Source organism: Leminorella grimontii, assembly GCF_039789245.1.
Lineage (GTDB): Bacteria > Pseudomonadota > Gammaproteobacteria > Enterobacterales > Enterobacteriaceae > Leminorella > Leminorella grimontii.
Genome location: NZ_CP146357.1, coordinates 3,895,001 through 3,913,652, shown reverse-complemented (window position 1 = coordinate 3,913,652; position 18,652 = coordinate 3,895,001). Strand labels below are relative to the sequence as shown.

Genomic DNA, 18,652 nt, shown 5'->3' with positions numbered 1-18,652 from the left:
CTTCCCTTTTTTTAGGACTCCGCCAGCTAAAAAATCCCTAACGCCTTCCCTTCAGCCCGCATCATGCGGTAGAAGCGATTTTCCAGCATTTTTTCCAGAATGGTTTTTACTTCCGGCGCGAGCGTTTGATAAAAGTCGGATAGCTCGTCGTCCCTGCACAGCAGCACGATCTTTCTGTTCGCCTTTTTGTGGTCAATTTTGACCAGCTTGAGCTTTTCTGAAAGTGCAGGTTCGATGGAGATAAAGAGCGGGGTGGTCAGCGTCCAGCCGTAGCCTTTAGCGATAAGTTTGAGGATGTCGTCCGCGTCGGTGATTTCAAACTGAATGTTGGGGTGGAGGTTGTTCCACTTCAGCCAGTTCAGGGTCTGCATGCCGGTCGGCGTGTTGCTGGTATAGGCGATATAGTCCCGATTTTGGCACAGCTCTTCCAAACGGGTTTCCGGCCAGTCTTTGGGACATATGCACAGAAACTCCTCTTCGATCAGCGGATACATCTTCACGCTGTTTGGCATTTCGGTGTGCATCATAGTGATAGCAAGATTGATCTCCCCTTTGGTCAAGGCGCTCAGCAGGCCGGCGGCCGTTCCCGTTATCTGATAAATATGCTTAACCTTAGGCTGTAAGAACTGAAGGATATCCAACCCGACCGTCTTGCTGATGGAATCGACGAAGCCGATCCTGAGGTGGGATATTTGCCCCTGACGGATAGCGTTGAGCCTGTCCTGCAGATATTTCCCTTCATTGACCAGTTTGGTACCCAATCGGTAGAGCTCCTGCCCGGTGACGGTCATTTGAATAGGGCGCTGCGAACGGTTGATAAGTTCGGTATCCAGCGCGCCTTCCAAATTGGCGATTTGTTGGGAGATGGAGGATTGCGTTAGCCCCAGCTTCTTTGCTGCCGACGTGAACGCGCCTGTTTCAACGACTGCCAGAAAAGCCTGAATTTGCCTGAAGTCAAAGAGGATCTCTTTCATAGGGTTTGTTGAACTATTAGATTTTTTAATAAAATATATCTATGTTTTTTGTACTTTTTTTTCATTGACGTGGATCAGCTTTTCTACGTTGGTTAAAACGTAGAGTGGCCTTGTTGACTATTTATTTGATGAGGATCTCTTATGCGGGAAGATGCAGATTTATTAGGAACGTTAATGATACCGGCCGATGCCTATTACGGAATACAAACCCAGCGGGCGGTGGACAATTTCTCCGTATCGGGCAGAACCGCCGTCGACGTGCCCTTTTTTCTCTGGTCCATTGCCGCTATCAAACGGGCGGCGGCGCAGGCTAACGCACAGATTGGCGCGCTGGACGCAGGGATTGCCGATGCGATAGTTCAGGCGTCGGATGAAGTTATGGAGGGCGCGTTTGACGCCCACTTTCCTATCGATATTTTTCAGGGCGGCGGTGGGACGTCGACCAACATGAATATGAATGAAGTGGTGGCTAACCGGGCGAATGAAATCATGACCGGGAAAATAGGCTATGACGCCGTTCATCCTAATACCCACGTTAACATGGGGCAGTCCACCAACGACGTGATCCCGGCGGCGATGAAAATGACCTGTCGCGTTAACGTCAAGCTGCTGGTTACCGAGCTTCAGAAGCTTGAAGCCGCGCTGGCGGAAAAAAGCCGTGCCTTTGAAAATAAGGTCAAGCTGGGAAGAACCTGCCTGCAGGACGCCGTGCCGATGACCTTTGGCCAACAGTTTGGCGGCTATCGTTCACAGGTCGCCAGGCTTGTGGAACGTCTGGCTCAGGCAAATGAGGACGCGCTGGCTTTGCCTCTGGGGGCGACGGCGATCGGCACCGGGCTGTCTACGCATGAGGGCTATCTGGACGCGGTTTATCAGTGCCTCGAGGCCGCGACGGGGGAAAAGTATCGTCCGGAGGATGACTTCTTTGACGGTTTGCAAAACGGCGATTTTTATCTCGATATTTCCGCGCAGTTAAAGAAGATAGCCGCATTTTTGTCCAAGATGGCGACCGACTTCCGCATTCAGGGCTCGGGCCCTCGCGCGGGTTTTAATGAGATCAGGGTTCCCGCCGTTCAGCCGGGATCTTCCATCATGCCGGGCAAGATTAACCCCGTCATGCCGGAGTTGGTCAATCAGGTAGCCTATCAGGTTATCGGCAACGACGTCGCCGTCACGATGGCGGTGGAAGGCGGCGAGCTGGATCTTAACGTTTGGGAACCGGTGATTATCAAGGCGCTGTTTGAGTCCTGTACTTTGCTTACCCGCGTTATTCCGCTGTTTATCGATAAGTGCCTGGCGGGCATTGAGATCAACGAAGAGGTGAGCGAACGCTATGCGCGCGAAAGTACTGCGCTGGCGACCGTCGTTTCATCTCTGTTCGGCTATCAGGTCGGCTCCCGCGTCGCTAAAGCCGCCTATGGGAAAAAGTGCAGCGTAAGACAGATTGTGCTGGAGGAAAACCTCCTGACGCCGGAACAGGCCGACTATTTGTTGGACCCGATGGTGATGACCGATCCGAAAAGAAGCGCCGCGGCATTGAAACGCTATCGGGATGAAAACGGAATAAGTTAATTTACCGCTGTATTAGAAAAAGAGAGTTGAGTTGTATTGGGGCCATGGATATTCATCGTATCCATGGCAAAGGAGGCTTTTATCCGAAATTCAGAATAACGAAAAAATAGAAATTAAGTTCGTTCTATAAATATAACGACAAGACGATGGAGAATAATATGTTAATACTGCATATCGTATTGCTATTGGGCACAATCATGGTCGCCGCAAGGTGGGGCGGCATTGGCGTAGGCTTTGCAGGCGGCGTGGGGCTTGGGATCGCCGTTTTTATTCTGGGAATACCGGCGGGCGATCCGCCTATTGACGTTATGCTTATTATTCTTTCCGTCATTATTGCACTGGCCGTTATGCAGCAGGCCGGAGGAATGAATTATTTGGTCAACTTTACCGACAGGCTATTACGCAATCATCCAAAGTATTTAAATATTCTGGCGCCGAGCGTGACGTTTGTATTAACCGTTTTATCGGGAACGGGCTATACCGCAATGTCCGTTCTTAACGTTATTCAGGAAGTCGCGAAAGATAACGGCATCAGGCCGAGCCAGCCTTTAAGCTCTGCGGTCGTGGCTTCACAGCTTGCAATTACCGCATCACCAATCTCGGCGGCGACGGCGATTATGTACGCGACGGTGGAAACAATGGGCGTTAGCTTCGGCTCTGCGCTGTTGGTTATTTTTCCGACCGCGCTGTTTGCCATGCTGGTCGCGGCGTTTATCGCCAATAAGCAGGGCGTCAGTCTGGCCGAAGATCCTATATATCAGGAGCGCCTGAAGGCCAATCTGGTGAATATTCGCAAGCCGGAAGACGTTCTGGTTAAGAAAAATGCGAAACTCTCGGTTGGCATTTTCCTGCTTGGCGTGCTTTTTGTCGTCGGCATGCTGCTGTTTAAACCCTTTATCAAACACGGCGTCAGCTCGCGCGATCTGATTATTATTACTATGTTCATCGTGTCTACGGTGACGATCTTTGTCTGTAAAATCGCGTTTAAGGACATTAAGGAAACGCCCTTATTTAAGTCTGGCGCTGAATCGCTGGTTGTCGTTTTGGGGATTGTGTGGCTCAGCAGTACGATTATCGGCGTACACGTGCCGGAAATAAAAGACTTCGCCAAGGAGATGCTGCAGGAGTATCCGGCGCTGCTGGCGGTAGTGTTCTTCTTTACAAGCTCAATGCTTTTCAGCCAGGGAGCGACCTGCGCTCTGCTGATGCCGATTGCGGCGTCGATAGGCATCAGTCCCAATGCGATCCTCGCCGGGTTCGTCGCCGTCAGCGCGCTATACATCACCAACATTTATCCAACGACCGCCTTTGCTATCGCCACTGACGATACGGGGTCGTTTTTAAGCAAGCGCTGGAACGGCTCGAAGGTCGTTAATCATCCGTTCTTTTTGCCAGGATGCATCTCAATACTCTGCGCAGTGCCCTTTGGCTTTGTCCTCTCCAAACTCGTGTTGTAGCGGCTTGGGCATCTATGGCTATCCGTCTTAAAGGGCGGGTAGCCGTTTTCATGAGACGCCCGCCCGCCGATTATTTATAATGCTTCCTGAAATTAATGCGCCGTCAGACGGATATGGGGACAGCCAGTTAGCGATATGAATAATCAATCGGATAGATTACAGCACACCTTTTTTTGCCTGGCGGCGCTTTTCTGTTGGTATGCTTTGTCGTACGTGATGCTGCTGCTGCCGAACTATGCCTATCTTTATCAATCGGGAATGGCCGCCTTCGTCATGCATTTTTTCCTGCTGCTGCCCTGTTCGCTGATCTTTTGGTGGGAATATTCGAAACGCTATCGCTTTTTGACGCTGGGAAAGTTTGCATGGCGCGATCTGCCTTTGCCCATGCTGGCGATTTTTATACTCGTAGTCATTGGTGCGTTTCTTGGAATGCCTGAACCCTGGGTCGGTGAGCTTCCTTCCCATTCTCCAATGGTCAAAGTCGCACTGGCGGTGGTGTTTATCGTACTGGCGCCAGTCAATGAAGAGATTATCTTTCGCGGACTGCTTTTAAACGCCAGCATCGGCTGGGGCCCGCGTTCAAAAACGGTCGGTATCGTTACGACCTCTTTAATCTTTTCTCTCCTGCATACGCAGTACGTCATGCCGACGACGTTTGTAAGCCTGTTTGCTTTTTCAGCCATTCTTTGCGTTGTCAGAATACATACCCGAGGGCTGATTATGCCTATCGTGCTTCATTCACTGTTTAATACGTGGTGCGCCGTCGTGACGCTTTTATAGCGAGCGTTCGTTTTCTTCTCGTTTGAATATTAAAGCTTGTTCTGATATATCCTAAAACGCTTATGGTTAAACGGTTGCGCCAACATTATGGGATGAAAAAGAATGACCTCACCGGAAGATATGAATGCAGAAGAGGCCGTAACGTTAAATGAAGAGTTTCGCCGTCTGGACATCGGCGAGCTTGATAATCTCGACAGGGATGACTTTGTTCTCGTCGGGCTTTATGTGCAGGTCTATAACTTTATGGACTTTAACATTCAGCGGCTGTATGCGTTTCTCTCGTCAACGCCCTCTTTCCAGAAGCCCAGCATCAGCGGGAAGCTGTCGATACACCGCATGATCGACGCTATCAAAGACGGCTGTGCGCCCTATATGGAAGACGACATGCTGAAAGCCTTTCAGGCCGATTTAGAGGAAATCAAACGCTGTCGCCCGCAGAGGAACCTGCTGGCGCACTTCGCCGCCAAGCGATTGCCTCATCGAGATGCGATCGTACTGCTTAATGCGAATCCAGCAGACTATCGCAATAATATCAAGAAGCCCGGCGCCGTCTCCTATACGGTGCAGGAGCTGTCCGATCTGCGTAACTTAATCGACCACATGCAGATATATGAAAGGCGGCTGGCGACAACCTGTTCGGCGCTTATCGACAGGATAGTACGTCAGCGCGAGGCGTTGGAATGAAGAAGGGAAGGGCATTTTGGTTGTCGCTCCTTCCCGTCTGGTATATGGCTTAGCCTATTTGCGAGTTCGCCCGCAAAGTACAAACAACCCGTTATCAAACGCTTGTCCCACCGGCCATTCGGTATCCTTTAGTTGGAAAATGTCCTCAAGCCCCGCGCTTTTTAGCATTTCCAGATATTCGTCGTTTCTCCAGGCCTGCATGTGGCTGGTAAAAAAGGACGTTTCAGCGCAGGCGTCGATAGTCCACCAGGCGGTGGACGCGACGGCTTTCTGTTCGTCCCAGGCGCTTTCGGTCAACAACAGGTGAGGATGTTCGGAAAACAGCCCGGTCGACAGCGTTTCCCACGTTGAAGGCCGTAGGCCTTGACGACGAACTTCTTCCCATGAGTGTACTTCAATCAACATTTGGCCGTTTGGCGCAAGCCACGATGCGGCGCCGTTGACCAACCGCGTAGCGTCGTCCCGGCTAAAGACGTTCAGTTCGCCAAAGGTCATCATAATAAAGTCGTAATTTCCGACCGGGGAAAAGGTCCTTACGTCTTCACAGCAATAGTCGATGGCCAGCGTTTCTTCTTTCGCACGCTTTTGGGCATAGTCGATTGCGGCCGGAGAGAAGTCGACGCCGCTGCACTGATACCCTTTTCGGGCCAGCATCTGTAGATACAGGCCGGGACCGCAGCCGAGGTCGAGAATGCGGGCTTTTTTCGCAAGGCGCTGGGCTATCCACTCAACGTGCCGTTCAATAAGCTCTCCGCGTCGGCTAGCCCAGTCGTGTTCTTGACTGAGGTGATTGTTGAGCATGCGGGCGCTGAATTCCGGCTCATTCCAGGGAATTTTTCCACTTCCCACATCGGCGGTAAGAGGGATTTTGCGATGAATAAGTTTGCTGAGCGTCATAAGTGGATTCCTTACGTGTTTATCGGGCGTTTTATCCCGTTCATTACTCACCTGAGTGAGCGGTAAAAATACGGGCAACAAAATCCGACACGGAATAGAAAAGCGATGCGCTCAGTTTGTCTTTCAAATGGAATATTCAATGAGCGAGGCGTGCCGGAATTTTGTGCAATCAAAGACCGCTGCCTATGCGCATACGCGCTAAGCATGGCGTCAACGTGCGGGCATTAAGCCGCAGCGTTTATTGATTTGACACAGTTTCCAATAGGCAGACCTCGGAAGAAGTTAAGGGGAAAGAGTAGATCTGGCAATCACTCTAAATGAAAGTGTTGTAAAACGCGAGAGCCGCTTTTCAAGGTGTGACGTACAGCAAAAACCCACCGGAAGGTGGGTTAAATTGACTTGTTACTTTGCCGCCGGGCGCTGCCGCATTAGTGAATATAAACCAGGTAATTTTAACTCGAACTCGCTTTTTTCATTCGGCGGCGGATCTTCAGCCCAAACACGTTAATGTACAAACCTGCCATAACTAGCGCCGCGCCCGATATCTGAGTAAGGGAAAGCGTTTCGTCTAAAAACAGCGTTGCGCTCGCCATGCCTACAACGGGTACTAAAAGCGACAGCGGAGCCACGCGCCAGGTTTCATAGCGCCCTAGCAAAGTTCCCCACAGGCCGTAGCCGACGATGGTGGACAGAAAGGACAAATAGAGCAGGCAAATTATCGTGGTCATGTTGATGGCCTCAAGGCTTTGCCGTATGGCGCCTTCGCCTTCGAACAGGTAGCTTGCAAGGAAGAATGGCGCGATGGGAATCAGGGCGCTCCATACAACGAGCGACATAATCGCCGGACGTTCCGGCAGCAGCATGATCTTTTTATTAAAGATGTTGCCGCTTGCCCAGCAGAACGCGCCGCCCAGCGTAAGCAGGAAGCCGAGGACGGTAACGGACTGCCCGCTGACGCTTCCCTCAATCAGCACCAGTATGCCGACGACGGCCAGCGCAATGCCGATAAACTGCTTGGCCTGTAGGCGTTCGCCAAACGTCAGCGTGCCGAGAATGATGGTAAAGAACGCCTGTGCCTGAAGGACCAGTGAAGCCAGCCCGGCCGGCATGCCGAACTTGATGGCGCTGAATAAAAAAGCGAACTGGCCGAAGCTGATGGTAAGCCCATAGCCCAGTAGTAAAGACAGCGGTATTTTGGGCCTGGCTATAAAGAACATCGCGGGAACGGCAACCAGCAGAAAGCGCAGGCCGGCAAGCAGCAGGGGCGGCATATTCTGGAGCCCCATCTTTATCGCCACGAAGTTGATGCCCCATATGATAACGACCAGCAGCGCCAGAAATCCGTCTTTACGCGTCATTTTTTGTCTCGATTTTTTATAGGTAAAGAAGGAATGTAGCGAGGTGAAAATGGTTTGTATAGTTGACGGCGTTAAATTATAGGACGTTTAATGATGAAAAGGCTGCGCCCGCGCGCATTGGTCGCGCAGGCGCAGGTTGGCTTAATCGCCGGGGCAGCGCTGGCAGCGTTCGATTTCATCGTCGCCAAGGCGCAGCTTGGCGTGAAGATCGCGCAGGGCGGTTCTCAGCCCCTCTTCGATAACCGGGTGATAGAACGGCATGTCCAGCATTTGGCCGATGGTCATCTGCTGTTGATGCGCCCAGGCCAGCAGGTGAGCGATGTGTTCTGCGCCTGGGCCCATCATCTCTGCGCCGAGGAAGCGACCGGTGCCCTGTTCGCCGTAAACGTGCAGCAGGCCTTTGTTTCGCAGCATAACGCGGGAGCGGCCCTGATTTTCAAACGAGACCTCTCCTACTTCAAAACAGCCGCAGGCGCTGAACTTCTGGTTAAGCTCACGATAGGTTGAGCCTACCATGGCGATCTGCGGATCGGAGAACACGACGGATATCGGGCTACGGCGCAGGCCTGGGGAAACTTCCGGATAGGATCCTGCGTTTTCACCGGCAATGCGCGCCTGATCGCTGGCTTCGTGCAGCAGCGGAAGCTGGTTGCTGGCGTCGCCGGCGATGAATATGTGCGCTACGCTGGTTTGCATCGTTTGAGGCGACGCGACGGGGACGCCGCGTGGGTCCAGCGCAAGCGTCGTATTTTCCAAACCGATATTGTCTACGTTCGGGCGGCGGCCTGTGGCGGCCAACACGTAGTCGACGGTAATTTCCTGCGCCTGTCCCGCTTTATCCTGATAGCGGATGAATACGGCGTCGCCGCGGCGTTCCATAATCTCAACCTTTGCGTCCGGATCGAGATAAAATTCATGATTGATGGTTTTTTCGGCATATTGACGAATTGCCGCATCGGTTAGCGGGCCGACGGCGCCGCCAACGCCGAACATCGTCACCTTGACGCCAAGGCGATGCAGGGCTTGGCCTAGCTCAAGGCCGATAACGCCCGGGCCAAAAACGGCGACGGAGGTGGGCAGGTCGTCCCAATTGAATACGTCGTCGTTAATAATCAGGCGATCGCCTAAGGAATTCCACGGTGCGGGCCAGCTTGGGCGAGAGCCGGTAGCGATGACGATGCGTCTGGCAACGATGCGGGTATGGTCGTCAACCTGAAGCGTGTTGTTGTCGAGGAACCTGGCGTAGCCCAGGATTTTGTCTTCTGCCGGGATTTCATCAACGCCTTCCAGCACGAAGCCGACGAAGCGATCGCGCTCACGCTTGACGCGGCCCATGACTTCTCGGCCGTTAATCTTGATTTCTCCCGTCGTATGGATGCCAAATTCAGGCGCTTTTTCAATCTCGTGCACCGCTTCAGCAGCGGCGATCAGCAGTTTGGAGGGCATACAGCCGACGCGGGCGCAGGAGGTGCCGAACGGCCCGCCTTCTATCATCACTACGCTGGGGGTAAAGCGCTTTGCCGAACGGTATGCGCCGAGGCCGGCGGTTCCGCCGCCGATGACGGCGACGTCAACCTGTAACTCTTTCATTCTGTTGGGGCTCCCTGAGAGAAAAAAAAGGCGGACCGAAGTCCGCCAAAACTTACCATTGGCTAACTAAAACTAGACAGGAGTGCTCTCTTTCACCCACAGGCTTCTGCCTGCGGGCGCTACATCATATTGCTTGGTTGAAACCATCAGGCCGCAAATAACGCTTCCAAGTCGTCGCTGCCGCCAATGTGGCGACCGCCGATATAGACTTGCGGTACCGTTGAGCGACCGGTCACGGCGCGCAGGCTGACGGTCGTCGCGTCGGTTCCAAGGATAATTTCTTCATACTGAAGGCCGCGCTCTTGCAGCATTTGCTTGGCTTTCGCGCAGAACGGGCAGCCAGGCTTGGTGAACAGGGCGATGGACTCCTGCAGCTTGCAGTCCGGCGCCAGGTACTTCAGCATGGTGTCCGCATCTGAAACTTCAAACGGGTCGCCCGGCTTGTTCGGTTCGATAAACATTTTTTCAACCACGCCGTTGCGTACCAGCATGGAGTAGCGCCATGAGCGCGGGCCAAAGCCCAGTTCGGCTTTCTCGACCAGCATGCCCATGCCTTTAGTGAATTCGCCGTTTCCATCAGGAATGAAGGTAATATTTTCTGCGCTCTGTTCGGACTTCCACGCGTTCATTACAAAGGTGTCGTTAACGGAAACGCACAGAATGCTGTCAACGCCGTGCTGTTTGAACACCGGCGCCAGTTCGTTGTAGCGCGGCAGATGGCTGGATGAACAGGTTGGCGTAAAGGCGCCCGGCAGAGAAAATACGATGACGGTCTTGTTAGCAAACAAATCGTCCGTTGTGACATCAACCCAACGATCTCCCTGGCGCGTATGAAAAGTGGTTTGCGGTACGTTCTGTCCTTCGCGTGATGTAAACATGGATATCCTCGTAAGCCTGTTGATTTGACGGCGCATTTTTTTGTGGCCGTATGTCATGTTTTCGTTGATGTGGATTATCCATGTGGTAGGTTAATAGGTATAATCGTTAGTCACTATTCTATCTATTGACACTGTCTATCTTGAGGTAAGGGATTAGGTTATGAATATTCGAGATTTAGAATACCTCGTCGCGCTCTCGGAACACTGCCATTTCCGGCGTGCGGCGGATTCCTGTCACGTCAGCCAGCCCACGCTGAGCGGGCAAATCCGCAAGTTAGAAGATGAGCTTGGCGTTATGCTGCTCGAGCGTACCAGCCGTAAAGTGCTGTTTACTCAAGCGGGGATGCTGCTGGTCGATCAGGCGAAAAAGGTGCTGCGGGAAGTCAAAGTATTAAAAGAAATGGCGAGCCAGCAGGGCGAAACCATGTCCGGACCGCTGCATATCGGCCTGATACCGACCGTCGCCCCCTACCTGTTGCCGCACATCATTCCCATGTTGCACAAGGCGTTTCCCAAGCTGGAGATGTATCTGCATGAAGCGCAGACTAAAGATCTGTTGTCCCAGTTGGACAGCGGTAAGCTCGACTGCGCCATTTTGGCTTTGGTGAAAGAGACGGAGTCCTTCATTGAGATCCCGCTGTACGATGAGCCGATGCGCCTGGCTATCTATTCCGATCACAAGTGGGCAGGGCGCGATAAAATTATGATGTCGGAGCTTTCCGGCGAGAAGCTTTTGATGCTGGAAGACGGCCACTGCCTGCGCGATCAGGCACTGGGTTTCTGCTTCCAGGCCGGTGCCGATGAAGACTCTCATTTCCGAGCGACCAGCTTGGAAACGCTGCGCAACATGGTGGCCGCCGCCAGCGGCATTACGCTGCTGCCCCTGTTAGCTACGCCGCCTGAGCGCGAGCGCGACGGTATTTGCTATTTGCCCTGCTTTAAGCCGGAGCCTAAGCGTACTATCGGTTTGGTCTATCGCCCTGGTTCGCCGCTGCGCGCTCGCTATGAACAGCTGGCGGAAAGTATTGCCGAGCATATGCCGAGCGTCATTGAGTCGGAACAGAAAAAAACGGCATAGGTTGCTAAGCATTCTGCGCCGTTTCTCGGTCCAATAGAGAGCGGCATTAAACGAATGCGCGGTTTTTCAGACAGAAACAAGTGGGGAACCAAGACGTGATGGGCGTCAGAGCACTACAAAAAGAGCGTACGCGCCGTTCTCTCGTTCAGGCGGCGTTTAGTCAGCTTAGCGCAGAACGCAGCTTTGCCAGCCTGAGCCTGCGCGAAGTCGCGCGAGAAGCGGGTATTGCGCCAACGTCGTTCTATCGTCACTTTCGCGACGTCGACGAGTTGGGGTTAACGATGGTGGACGAAAGCGGCCTTATGCTGCGTCAGCTGATGCGTCAGGCGCGGCAGCGCATCGCTAAGGGCGGCAGCGTGATCCGCACTTCCGTTTCCACGTTTATGGAATTTATTGACCATAACCCTAACGCTTTTCGGCTGTTGCTGCGCGAGCGTTCAGGGACATCTGCGGCGTTTCGCGCCGCCGTTGCGCGTGAAATTCAGCACTTTATCGCTGAGCTGGCGGACTACCTGGAACAGGCGAACCAGATGCCCAGAAGCTTTACCGAAGCGCAGGCCGAAGCGATGGTCACCATCGTTTTCAGCGCCGGCGCAGAAGCGTTGGATATTGACGTAGCCCAACGCAATCAGCTGGAGGAACGGCTAGTCTTACAGCTGAGGATGATTTCTAAAGGCGTGTACTATTGGTATCGCCGGGAACAAGAGAAGGGTTCAGTGCCCGTTTCGCTGTAAATCGCGGTAGAAGAAACGAAGGAGAGCAGTAATGACAGAAAAAACAAAAAAAGAATTCGGCACGTTGCTGATAGCGTTTATCGTCGGCATATCCCTTAACGGTTCCTTCAATGCGCTGTTTGATTCCGTTATTTCCTTTTCCATTTTCCCGCTGATTGCGCTGGGGTTTTCTATCTATTTCCTGCATCAACGCTACGTTTCTCAGCCGATGCCGGAAGGTACGCCGTCGCTTGCGGGCTGTTGCTTCCTGCTGGGGCTGTTTTTATACAGCGCCGTTATCCGCGCGCAGTACAACGGGATGGGTTCTAACTTCCTGCTAACGATCGTCTGCGTGGCGCTGGTGTTCTGGATCGGCCACAAGCTCAATATCGTTTCTCGCCGCAAGGTGGCCAAACAGGCCGACTAATCGCAATGTCCATTAATAGACCAGCTCTTAGGTATTGAAAATATTTAAGAGTTGGCTATCTACCTCTTTTTAGTATCTATTAATCATTTTATTAATATTACCTCTCTGTGATATTATTATTTTCAACGTATTCACGTTTAATTTTGTTTTTCAGAAAATTCTTTTCAGAAATTAAAATAAATCTATCAGGTAGCTTAAGTTTTTATCAAAAGCTGTCGCTTTATACGTGTGAACACAGAATGTTCCGCTAACCGCTTGAATATATAGTCTGCTTTTTACATAAGAAGGAACTTATGCGTAATCTTGGCTTAGGGAATAAAGCCGGCTTTTTTATCATTGCCGCAACTTATTTGCATGGTTTTCCGTCTCAAGCGGAAACGCTTTCCGGTGATACCACTCACATTGACTTTACCAACAAAAACATTTCTGCCGTCGGTTCCGTTACGGTGACTGACGCAAGCCGCTATTGGCCTGGATTGGTGTTTAGCGATGGCAACGGGACGCTCGATCTTGGTTCCGGTTCAAGCGTGACTTCCACCGGATTTGGTACCGGCGATCCTACCCATACTTATGCGGTTTATATCAGAGGCAATAACAACTCTTTTAAAGCCGATGACTTGACAGTCAAAGCCGTAGGCAGCGGCGGCAGAAAATATACGATTGGCGTTGCCAACGACTCTGTAGGCGTTAACGATCTGAGCCATATGGAGTTAACCGGCCTGACGTCGATTGATGTCACCAGTAACCAAACGGTGTCTGGCATTCTTTCTCAGTGCCTGCCGCTTGCGTCTTCAGGAGGTACGACCGGATGCAACAGCGCCGGGCTCAATTACATCAAGGCGGAAGACCTGCTGATAACGCTACAGGGCGGTGAAGCTTCTCGGGGCATTGAGTCCGCCGGGCTTGGCCTGTCATATCGCAATGCCTCCCTGACGTCGTCTGTAAAAAACGATAATGCCTATAGCTACGGCCTGTATTCCCTCAATGGCTATTTAACCTCCAGCGGTAACACAAGTCTGCGCCTGTCGGGCGAAGGAAAGACTCAGCAAGTTATTGGCATTTATGCCTCGGGTAAGAATCTTTATAACAATAATACCCTCAGCCTTTCTTTGGACGGCTCTGCCGAGATAACGCTTTCCGCTGCGGCAACCTCCACCGGCAGCACGTTTCGAGGCGTTATGGCGGATAACGCCAATGCGCGTTTGAACGACACGTCGGTTGTTTTTAACAATCAGGCGACGACGGAGAGCAGTAATAACTTTTATGGCATATACAGCCGCCGAGGTTCTGTAACTGTCGAAGGGAACTATTCCGCCGATTTTTCAGACTACGCCAGTAAGGCCAAAAGCGTCGTTTACCTTTATGCTCCGGATAACGGGAATATCCAACTGAATAAAAACGTCAGCCTGGGCAGTGAAAGGACGAAAGATGAGGCTTTCTATGCAATGTATGCCTCTAACGGCGCTTCTATCAACGTCAACGACGGCAAGCTGACTTCTTACGGCATCATTGAATCATCTAACGCACAAATTAATGCGAACGCCGGCGATAATTCCTATATCTGGGGTAGAACGTCAGTAAAAAATGGGGGGCAGGTAAACTTGACGCTAAGCGGTCAGCGCAGCGTCTGGGACATGACTGCTAACTCGTCTTTGACGGATTTAGCGCTCAACCAGTCTACGCTGAATTTTCTTAACGACGGAGCTTCGTTTAAAACGCTTAGCGTTGCGGGTGACTACAGCGGCCAAAACGGCCTTATCGTAATTAATACTCAGCTAGGTGATGATGCTTCACCGACGGATCGTTTAGAGATTGCGGGCAATACGTCGGGTAGAACTTATGTCGCCGTAAATAATATTGGCGGGCAGGGCGCGGATACGATAAACGGTATTGAGTTGATTACCGTTGGCGGGAACTCGGACGGCACTTTTGAGCAGTCAGGGCGGATTGTTGCTGGCCTATATGACTACTTTTTGGTTCGTGGTCAGGATAGCGCGACGGAAAAGAACTGGTATCTGACCAGCGCTCTGTCACCCGTTACGCCCGTTAATCCTGACCCGGAGCCCGATCCTCAGAACGATCCTATCCCCGATCCCAAACCGGAGCCTGCGCCAGCCGACAGGGTTGTCCGTCCAGAGTCGGGCTCTTATTTAGCCAACCGCGTAGCGGCAAATACGATGTTTATTACCCGGCTGCACGACAGGCTGGGAGAAACTCAGTATACCGATGTGTTAACGGGCGAACGCCGCGTAACGAGCCTGTGGCTGCGCCAGGTTGGCGGACATAACCGTTTTCGCGAAAGCAGCGAGCAGCTAAAAACCCAGAGCAACCGCTACGTAGCCCAGATGGGGGGCGATATCGCGCAGTGGTACGGCAATGGCAACAGTCGGCTGCATCTGGGATTAATGGCGGGCTATGGCAATAGTCAAAACAATACGCAGTCTTCGCTGACCCACTATCGTTCACGCGGGCAGGTCGAAGGTTACAGCGTGGGGGCCTATGGAACCTGGTATGCAAACGAAGCGAATAAAACCGGTGCCTATCTGGACGGTTGGATACAGTACGGCTGGTTTAAAAATCAGGTAAACGGTGATGGCTTGGCGACAGAGAAGTATCGTTCAAAAGGGATTTCATCTTCTCTGGAGGGGGGATACAGCTTTAAGGTTGGAGAAAAAGCTCACGATAGCTATTGGCTACAGCCAAAGGCGCAGGTGGTCTGGATGGGAATTAAGGCAGATGACCATCGCGAGGAGAACGGAAGTATGGCTGCGGACGGCTCGTCTGGAAACCTGTTGACCCGTCTAGGCTTGCGCGCCTACGCGCAGGGGCGCCACGATAGCGATGCCGATAAACAGCGCCTGTTTCAACCGTTTGTGGAAATTAACTGGCTGCACCTAATGAGAGATTTTGCGGTAGAGATCGGCGGGGAAGAAAACCGGCAGGTCGGTGCAAAAGACGTGGGTGAGGTTAAGCTGGGCGTTGAGGGGCAAATCAACGCGAACTTTAACGTTTGGGGCAATGTGGCCCAGCAGATAGGCGCTGACGGCTATAGCGACACCAGCGCCCAGTTTGGCGTAAAGTATTTGTTCTAGTTTATTTTAGTTAGAAGGCCCCAACGGTGATTGGGGCTTTTTTATGGGGGAAACGTTAACCTTTTCTTTCCAACAGTACGCCGCTTTCCATGTGATGGGTGTACGGGAACTGGTCGAACAGCGCCAGATGGGTAATGCGGTGCGTTTCGCTCAGCGTCTTCAGGTTATCGCACAGCGTTTCGGGATTGCAGGAAACGTAGAGAATGCGCGGATATTCCTGTACCAAGCGAACGGTTTGCTCATCCAACCCGCTGCGCGGCGGATCGACGAAGATGGTTTCACAGCGGTAGCTCGTTAAATCGATGCCCTGCAGGCGGTTAAACTCCCGCGTGCCCCGCATTGCCTGAGTAAACTCTTCTGCCGACATGCGAACGATCTGAACGTTATCAATTCGGTTAGCGGCGATGTTGTACTGCGCGGCGGCTACGGACGGTTTGGCGATTTCGGTAGCCAGCACGCGATCGAAATTGCCCGCCAGCGCCAGAGAAAAGTTACCGTTGCCGCAGTAGAGCTCCAGCAGGTCGCCGCGAGAGCCTTCAGTTATGCGCTGCGCCCATTCCAGCATATGTACGTTTACGGCGGCGTTCGGCTGAGTGAAGCTGTTTTCCGTTTGGCGATAAATAATCTCTTTACCGCTTACCGTCAGCTTTTCATCCACGTAGTCCCGCTCCAGGCAAATCTTTTGTTTTAGCGCCCGGCCGATAAGCTGGAGATTGAATCCTTGCTTTTGCAGGCTTTCCCGCAGGCTGGCGGCGTGCTGCTGCCATTCGTCATCGAGCTTGCGGTGGTACAGCAGAGAAACGATGACTTCGCCGCTTACCGTCGACAGATAGTCAATTTGAAACAGCTTGTAGCGCAGCGAATGATGAGGCTTGATTTCATTCAGAAGCTGAGGCATGAGCCGATTTATCAGCTCGCTAGCGGCGGGAAACGCGTCAACGCGAATTCGCTGTTTGGTATTTCTGTCGAACATGACGTGGTAAAGGTCATCCCCCTCATGCCAGATGTGAAACTCCGCCCGCATGCGGTAGTGGCTTTTCGGCGAGGCGAAAACTTCCGGCTTCGGCGCGCCGAAGGGCGCCATCATGGCGGTCAGGCGCTCGGTCTTTTCCGTCAGTTGGGCGTCATAGTTTTCTATTGGGAGTATTTCTGGCGTCATCGGCGTCTCGGGTTGATGCTGTTGAAATTATCTTAAGGCGGCATTGTAGGGCATGACCTGATGATGTCTAGCCTTTCAAGGGATTTTCAATAAATAGCAGTCTAGACATCCATATTAACAGCCTGTAGCATGTGTGGTTCCGGTCTGCATGGAGCCTTTAAGGCTTCAACGTGAAAAGGGAATCTGGTGCAAATCCAGAGCTGACGCGCAGCGGTAAATAGAACGATGGCGACCGTATCGGCTACGGCTGGATACAGACACTGTTTATTAAATGGGAAGTCGTTGGCCATCAATGTTCTTAAGCCCGAAGACCTGCCGGGATCCTGTCGCATGGAAAACAGCCGTCGCGTACTACGCGCTGTCTTTTTGCGGCATCCTGCAACTGACGTTGGATGCTTAACCTTATGTTTATAAAAAAGAGAATGTTACTGGCCTCGCTTCCCGCGTTGGCTTTTTCCGCATGGGCGGATGATGATGCAGAAACGATGGTGGTTACGGCAAATCGTTTCCCCCAGCCGGTATCGACCGTGCTTGCGCCGATGGACATCGTTACGCGAGATCAGATAGACCTCTGGCAGTCAAAAAGCCTGACCGACGTATTGCGCCGTTTGCCCGGCGTGGATATTTCCCAAAATGGTGGACGCGGCCAGTCAACCAGCCTTTACGTACGCGGAACCGAATCCCGTCACGTTCTGGTGCTGGTGGACGGCATTCGCCTTCCTGTATCGGGCATTATGGGCGCGGCGGACTTTAATCAGGTGCCGATTTCTCTGGTGCAGCGCGTGGAGTTTATTCGCGGGCCTCGCTCGGCGGTATACGGTTCCGAGGCCATCGGAGGCGTGATTAATATTATCACTACCCGCGATAAAGACGGCGGGCAGATTGAGGCCGGCGTTGGTTCAAACCACTATCAGCTTTATGACGGCAGCGTTCGCCATACTTTTGGCGAGAAAACGACAATAACGGCGGCGGGCTCGTTTGAGGACTCCCGCGGATTCAATATTCAGCCATCTTCTTCTTACCCACCCGACAGCGATCGCGATGGTTTCAGAAGCAAGTCGCTGTGGGCCGGCATTGACCAACAGTTCTCATCTCAGTTTTCCGGTTTTCTGCGCGCATACGGCTACGGCAACAATACGGAATATGACGGCAGCTACGGTGACGAGCGCCAGCTTTACAGCCGTAATTATGATATGGGACTGCGCTTTCTTGAAGGAAGCTTCTCTTCCCAGCTTATCACCAGCTATCAAAGGTATAAGGACTATAACTACGACAGCATCAAAGGGCGCTACAAAGACGGCACGACGCTGGACGACGTAACGCAGCGCAGCGTGCAATGGGGCAACTCTTATCACTTTGATAAAACGGTGCTGAACGCTGGCGTCGACTGGCGTCAGGAGAAGCTGGAGTCGTCGGATAACTACGCTTCCGATCGCTATAAGCGAGACAACTCAGGCTATTACTTTACGGGCCAACAGGCGTTGGGTAATTTCCTGTTTGAAGGCGCGGTACGCACCGACGACAACGAAGAGTTTGGCTGGCATGAGACCTGGCAGGCGGCGGCGGCCTGGGAGTTCATTCCCTCCTACCGGTTGACGCTTTCCTATGGCACCGGCTTCTTGGCGCCTACTCTGGGCCAACAGTATGGTTCAGAACGTTTTTCTATTTCTTCCAACAAAGGCCTGAAGCCGGAAGAATCCCGCCAGTGGGAAGTTGGGCTTGAAGGGGACTCTGGGCCGCTGAATTGGCGCCTTTCGGCCTATCGCAATAAGGTGACTAACCTGATTGGCTATGAGTCCGATCCCGTTACCTGGGAAGGGCAGTATTACAACATCGAATCGGCGACCATTAAGGGGGTAGAGTGGAGCGGTACATTCAGCACCGGGCCGGTTGAACATCGGATAACGCTGGAGTATCTCGATCCGCGTCGCGATAAGGATGATGAAGTTTTAGCGCGTCGCTCCAAGCAGAAAGCGAAATATCAGCTTGATTG

Annotated in this window: 15 protein-coding genes and 1 riboswitch (1 of these 16 only partly in view); of the genes, 9 read left to right on the top strand and 6 right to left on the bottom strand. The window is 52.4% G+C overall.

The annotated features are described in order from the left end of the window. Window positions 1-26: 26 nt before the first annotated feature. Window positions 27-974: a LysR family transcriptional regulator gene (locus V8L73_RS17960; protein ID WP_027275072.1), complete on the bottom strand. Its 948-nt coding sequence runs from the start codon at window positions 972-974 to the stop codon at window positions 27-29. 141 nt (window positions 975-1,115) lie between these two features. On the opposite strand from V8L73_RS17960, the gene V8L73_RS17955 reads away from it, so the two are divergent. The 4 genes from V8L73_RS17955 to V8L73_RS17940 all read left to right on the top strand — a co-directional run bounded on the left by V8L73_RS17955 (window position 1,116) and on the right by V8L73_RS17940 (window position 5,467). Then, a complete protein-coding gene (locus tag V8L73_RS17955) occupies window positions 1,116-2,546 on the top strand; it encodes an aspartate ammonia-lyase (protein WP_027275071.1) in 1,431 nt (476 codons plus the stop codon). 158 nt (window positions 2,547-2,704) lie between these two features. Continuing rightward, entirely contained in the window at window positions 2,705-4,003 is a 1,299-nt protein-coding gene (locus V8L73_RS17950; protein WP_027275070.1) for an anaerobic C4-dicarboxylate transporter, read from the top strand. A gap of 135 nt (window positions 4,004-4,138) precedes the next feature. Continuing rightward, window positions 4,139-4,783, top strand: a complete 645-nt coding sequence (locus tag V8L73_RS17945; RefSeq protein WP_027275069.1) for a CPBP family intramembrane glutamic endopeptidase — start codon at window positions 4,139-4,141, stop codon at window positions 4,781-4,783. A 102-nt stretch (window positions 4,784-4,885) separates the two neighbouring features. Beyond that, window positions 4,886-5,467, top strand: a complete 582-nt coding sequence (locus V8L73_RS17940; RefSeq protein WP_347253635.1) for a hypothetical protein — start codon at window positions 4,886-4,888, stop codon at window positions 5,465-5,467. 54 nt (window positions 5,468-5,521) lie between these two features. On the opposite strand, the gene V8L73_RS17935 is transcribed toward V8L73_RS17940, so the two are convergent. The 4 genes from V8L73_RS17935 to V8L73_RS17920 all read right to left on the bottom strand — a co-directional run bounded on the left by V8L73_RS17935 (window position 5,522) and on the right by V8L73_RS17920 (window position 10,190). Beyond that, the gene (locus tag V8L73_RS17935; RefSeq protein ID WP_347253634.1) at window positions 5,522-6,364 is read right to left on the bottom strand and encodes a class I SAM-dependent methyltransferase; all 843 of its coding nucleotides are present in this window, start codon (window positions 6,362-6,364) and stop codon (window positions 5,522-5,524) included. 452 nt (window positions 6,365-6,816) lie between these two features. Further along, window positions 6,817-7,722, bottom strand: a complete 906-nt coding sequence (gene eamA / locus V8L73_RS17930) for an O-acetylserine/cysteine exporter (RefSeq protein ID WP_347253633.1) — start codon at window positions 7,720-7,722, stop codon at window positions 6,817-6,819. Window positions 7,723-7,863: 141 nt separating this feature from the next. Continuing rightward, on the bottom strand, window positions 7,864-9,312 hold the full coding sequence (locus tag V8L73_RS17925) for a dihydrolipoyl dehydrogenase (RefSeq protein WP_347253632.1): 1,449 nt from the start codon (window positions 9,310-9,312) through the stop codon (window positions 7,864-7,866). Window positions 9,313-9,458: 146 nt separating this feature from the next. Beyond that, window positions 9,459-10,190 carry a glutathione peroxidase gene (locus V8L73_RS17920; protein ID WP_027275064.1) on the bottom strand — a complete coding sequence of 244 codons (732 nt, stop codon included), beginning with the start codon at window positions 10,188-10,190 and terminating at the stop codon, window positions 9,459-9,461. A 160-nt stretch (window positions 10,191-10,350) separates the two neighbouring features. Between V8L73_RS17920 and oxyR the strand changes: the two genes are divergently transcribed. The 4 genes from oxyR to V8L73_RS17900 all read left to right on the top strand — a co-directional run bounded on the left by oxyR (window position 10,351) and on the right by V8L73_RS17900 (window position 15,500). Further along, the gene (gene oxyR, locus V8L73_RS17915) at window positions 10,351-11,268 is read left to right on the top strand and encodes a DNA-binding transcriptional regulator OxyR (protein WP_027275063.1); all 918 of its coding nucleotides are present in this window, start codon (window positions 10,351-10,353) and stop codon (window positions 11,266-11,268) included. A 98-nt stretch (window positions 11,269-11,366) separates the two neighbouring features. Continuing rightward, window positions 11,367-12,002 (top strand): HTH-type transcriptional repressor FabR, encoded by a 636-nt coding sequence (gene fabR / locus V8L73_RS17910; protein WP_027275062.1) that lies wholly within the window; start codon window positions 11,367-11,369, stop codon window positions 12,000-12,002. Window positions 12,003-12,033: 31 nt separating this feature from the next. Continuing rightward, window positions 12,034-12,408 carry a YijD family membrane protein gene (locus tag V8L73_RS17905; protein ID WP_347253631.1) on the top strand — a complete coding sequence of 125 codons (375 nt, stop codon included), beginning with the start codon at window positions 12,034-12,036 and terminating at the stop codon, window positions 12,406-12,408. Window positions 12,409-12,701: 293 nt separating this feature from the next. Then, window positions 12,702-15,500: an autotransporter outer membrane beta-barrel domain-containing protein gene (locus V8L73_RS17900; RefSeq protein ID WP_347253630.1), complete on the top strand. Its 2,799-nt coding sequence runs from the start codon at window positions 12,702-12,704 to the stop codon at window positions 15,498-15,500. A gap of 55 nt (window positions 15,501-15,555) precedes the next feature. On the opposite strand, the gene trmA is transcribed toward V8L73_RS17900, so the two are convergent. Continuing rightward, window positions 15,556-16,659: a tRNA (uridine(54)-C5)-methyltransferase TrmA gene (trmA, locus tag V8L73_RS17895; RefSeq protein ID WP_347253629.1), complete on the bottom strand. Its 1,104-nt coding sequence runs from the start codon at window positions 16,657-16,659 to the stop codon at window positions 15,556-15,558. Between the two features lie 123 nt (window positions 16,660-16,782). After that, window positions 16,783-16,993, top strand: a riboswitch (cobalamin riboswitch). A gap of 70 nt (window positions 16,994-17,063) precedes the next feature. On the opposite strand from trmA, the gene btuB reads away from it, so the two are divergent. Then, window positions 17,064-18,652, top strand: the 5' portion of a protein-coding gene (gene btuB, locus V8L73_RS17890; protein ID WP_422655600.1) for a TonB-dependent vitamin B12 receptor BtuB. 259 nt of this gene lie beyond the right edge of the window; the window shows 1,589 of its 1,848 coding nt (coding positions 1-1,589); its start codon is at window positions 17,064-17,066; the stop codon falls past the right edge of the window.

Bases quoted from the DNA above. Each gene is read 5' to 3' on its own strand.
- V8L73_RS17940 (WP_347253635.1), top strand. From the start codon at position 4,886: ATGACCTCACCGGAAGATATGAATGCAGAAGAGGCCGTAACGTTAAAT.
- oxyR (WP_027275063.1), top strand. From the start codon at position 10,351: ATGAATATTCGAGATTTAGAATACCTCGTCGCGCTCTCGGAACACTGC.
- V8L73_RS17900 (WP_347253630.1), top strand. From the start codon at position 12,702: ATGCGTAATCTTGGCTTAGGGAATAAAGCCGGCTTTTTTATCATTGCC.
- fabR (WP_027275062.1), top strand. From the start codon at position 11,367: ATGGGCGTCAGAGCACTACAAAAAGAGCGTACGCGCCGTTCTCTCGTT.
- V8L73_RS17950 (WP_027275070.1), top strand. From the start codon at position 2,705: ATGTTAATACTGCATATCGTATTGCTATTGGGCACAATCATGGTCGCC.
- V8L73_RS17960 (WP_027275072.1), bottom strand. From the start codon at position 974: ATGAAAGAGATCCTCTTTGACTTCAGGCAAATTCAGGCTTTTCTGGCA.
- trmA (WP_347253629.1), bottom strand. From the start codon at position 16,659: ATGACGCCAGAAATACTCCCAATAGAAAACTATGACGCCCAACTGACG.
- V8L73_RS17920 (WP_027275064.1), bottom strand. From the start codon at position 10,190: ATGTTTACATCACGCGAAGGACAGAACGTACCGCAAACCACTTTTCAT.
- V8L73_RS17945 (WP_027275069.1), top strand. From the start codon at position 4,139: ATGAATAATCAATCGGATAGATTACAGCACACCTTTTTTTGCCTGGCG.
- V8L73_RS17925 (WP_347253632.1), bottom strand. From the start codon at position 9,312: ATGAAAGAGTTACAGGTTGACGTCGCCGTCATCGGCGGCGGAACCGCC.
- eamA (WP_347253633.1), bottom strand. From the start codon at position 7,722: ATGACGCGTAAAGACGGATTTCTGGCGCTGCTGGTCGTTATCATATGG.
- V8L73_RS17905 (WP_347253631.1), top strand. From the start codon at position 12,034: ATGACAGAAAAAACAAAAAAAGAATTCGGCACGTTGCTGATAGCGTTT.
- V8L73_RS17955 (WP_027275071.1), top strand. From the start codon at position 1,116: ATGCGGGAAGATGCAGATTTATTAGGAACGTTAATGATACCGGCCGAT.
- V8L73_RS17935 (WP_347253634.1), bottom strand. From the start codon at position 6,364: ATGACGCTCAGCAAACTTATTCATCGCAAAATCCCTCTTACCGCCGAT.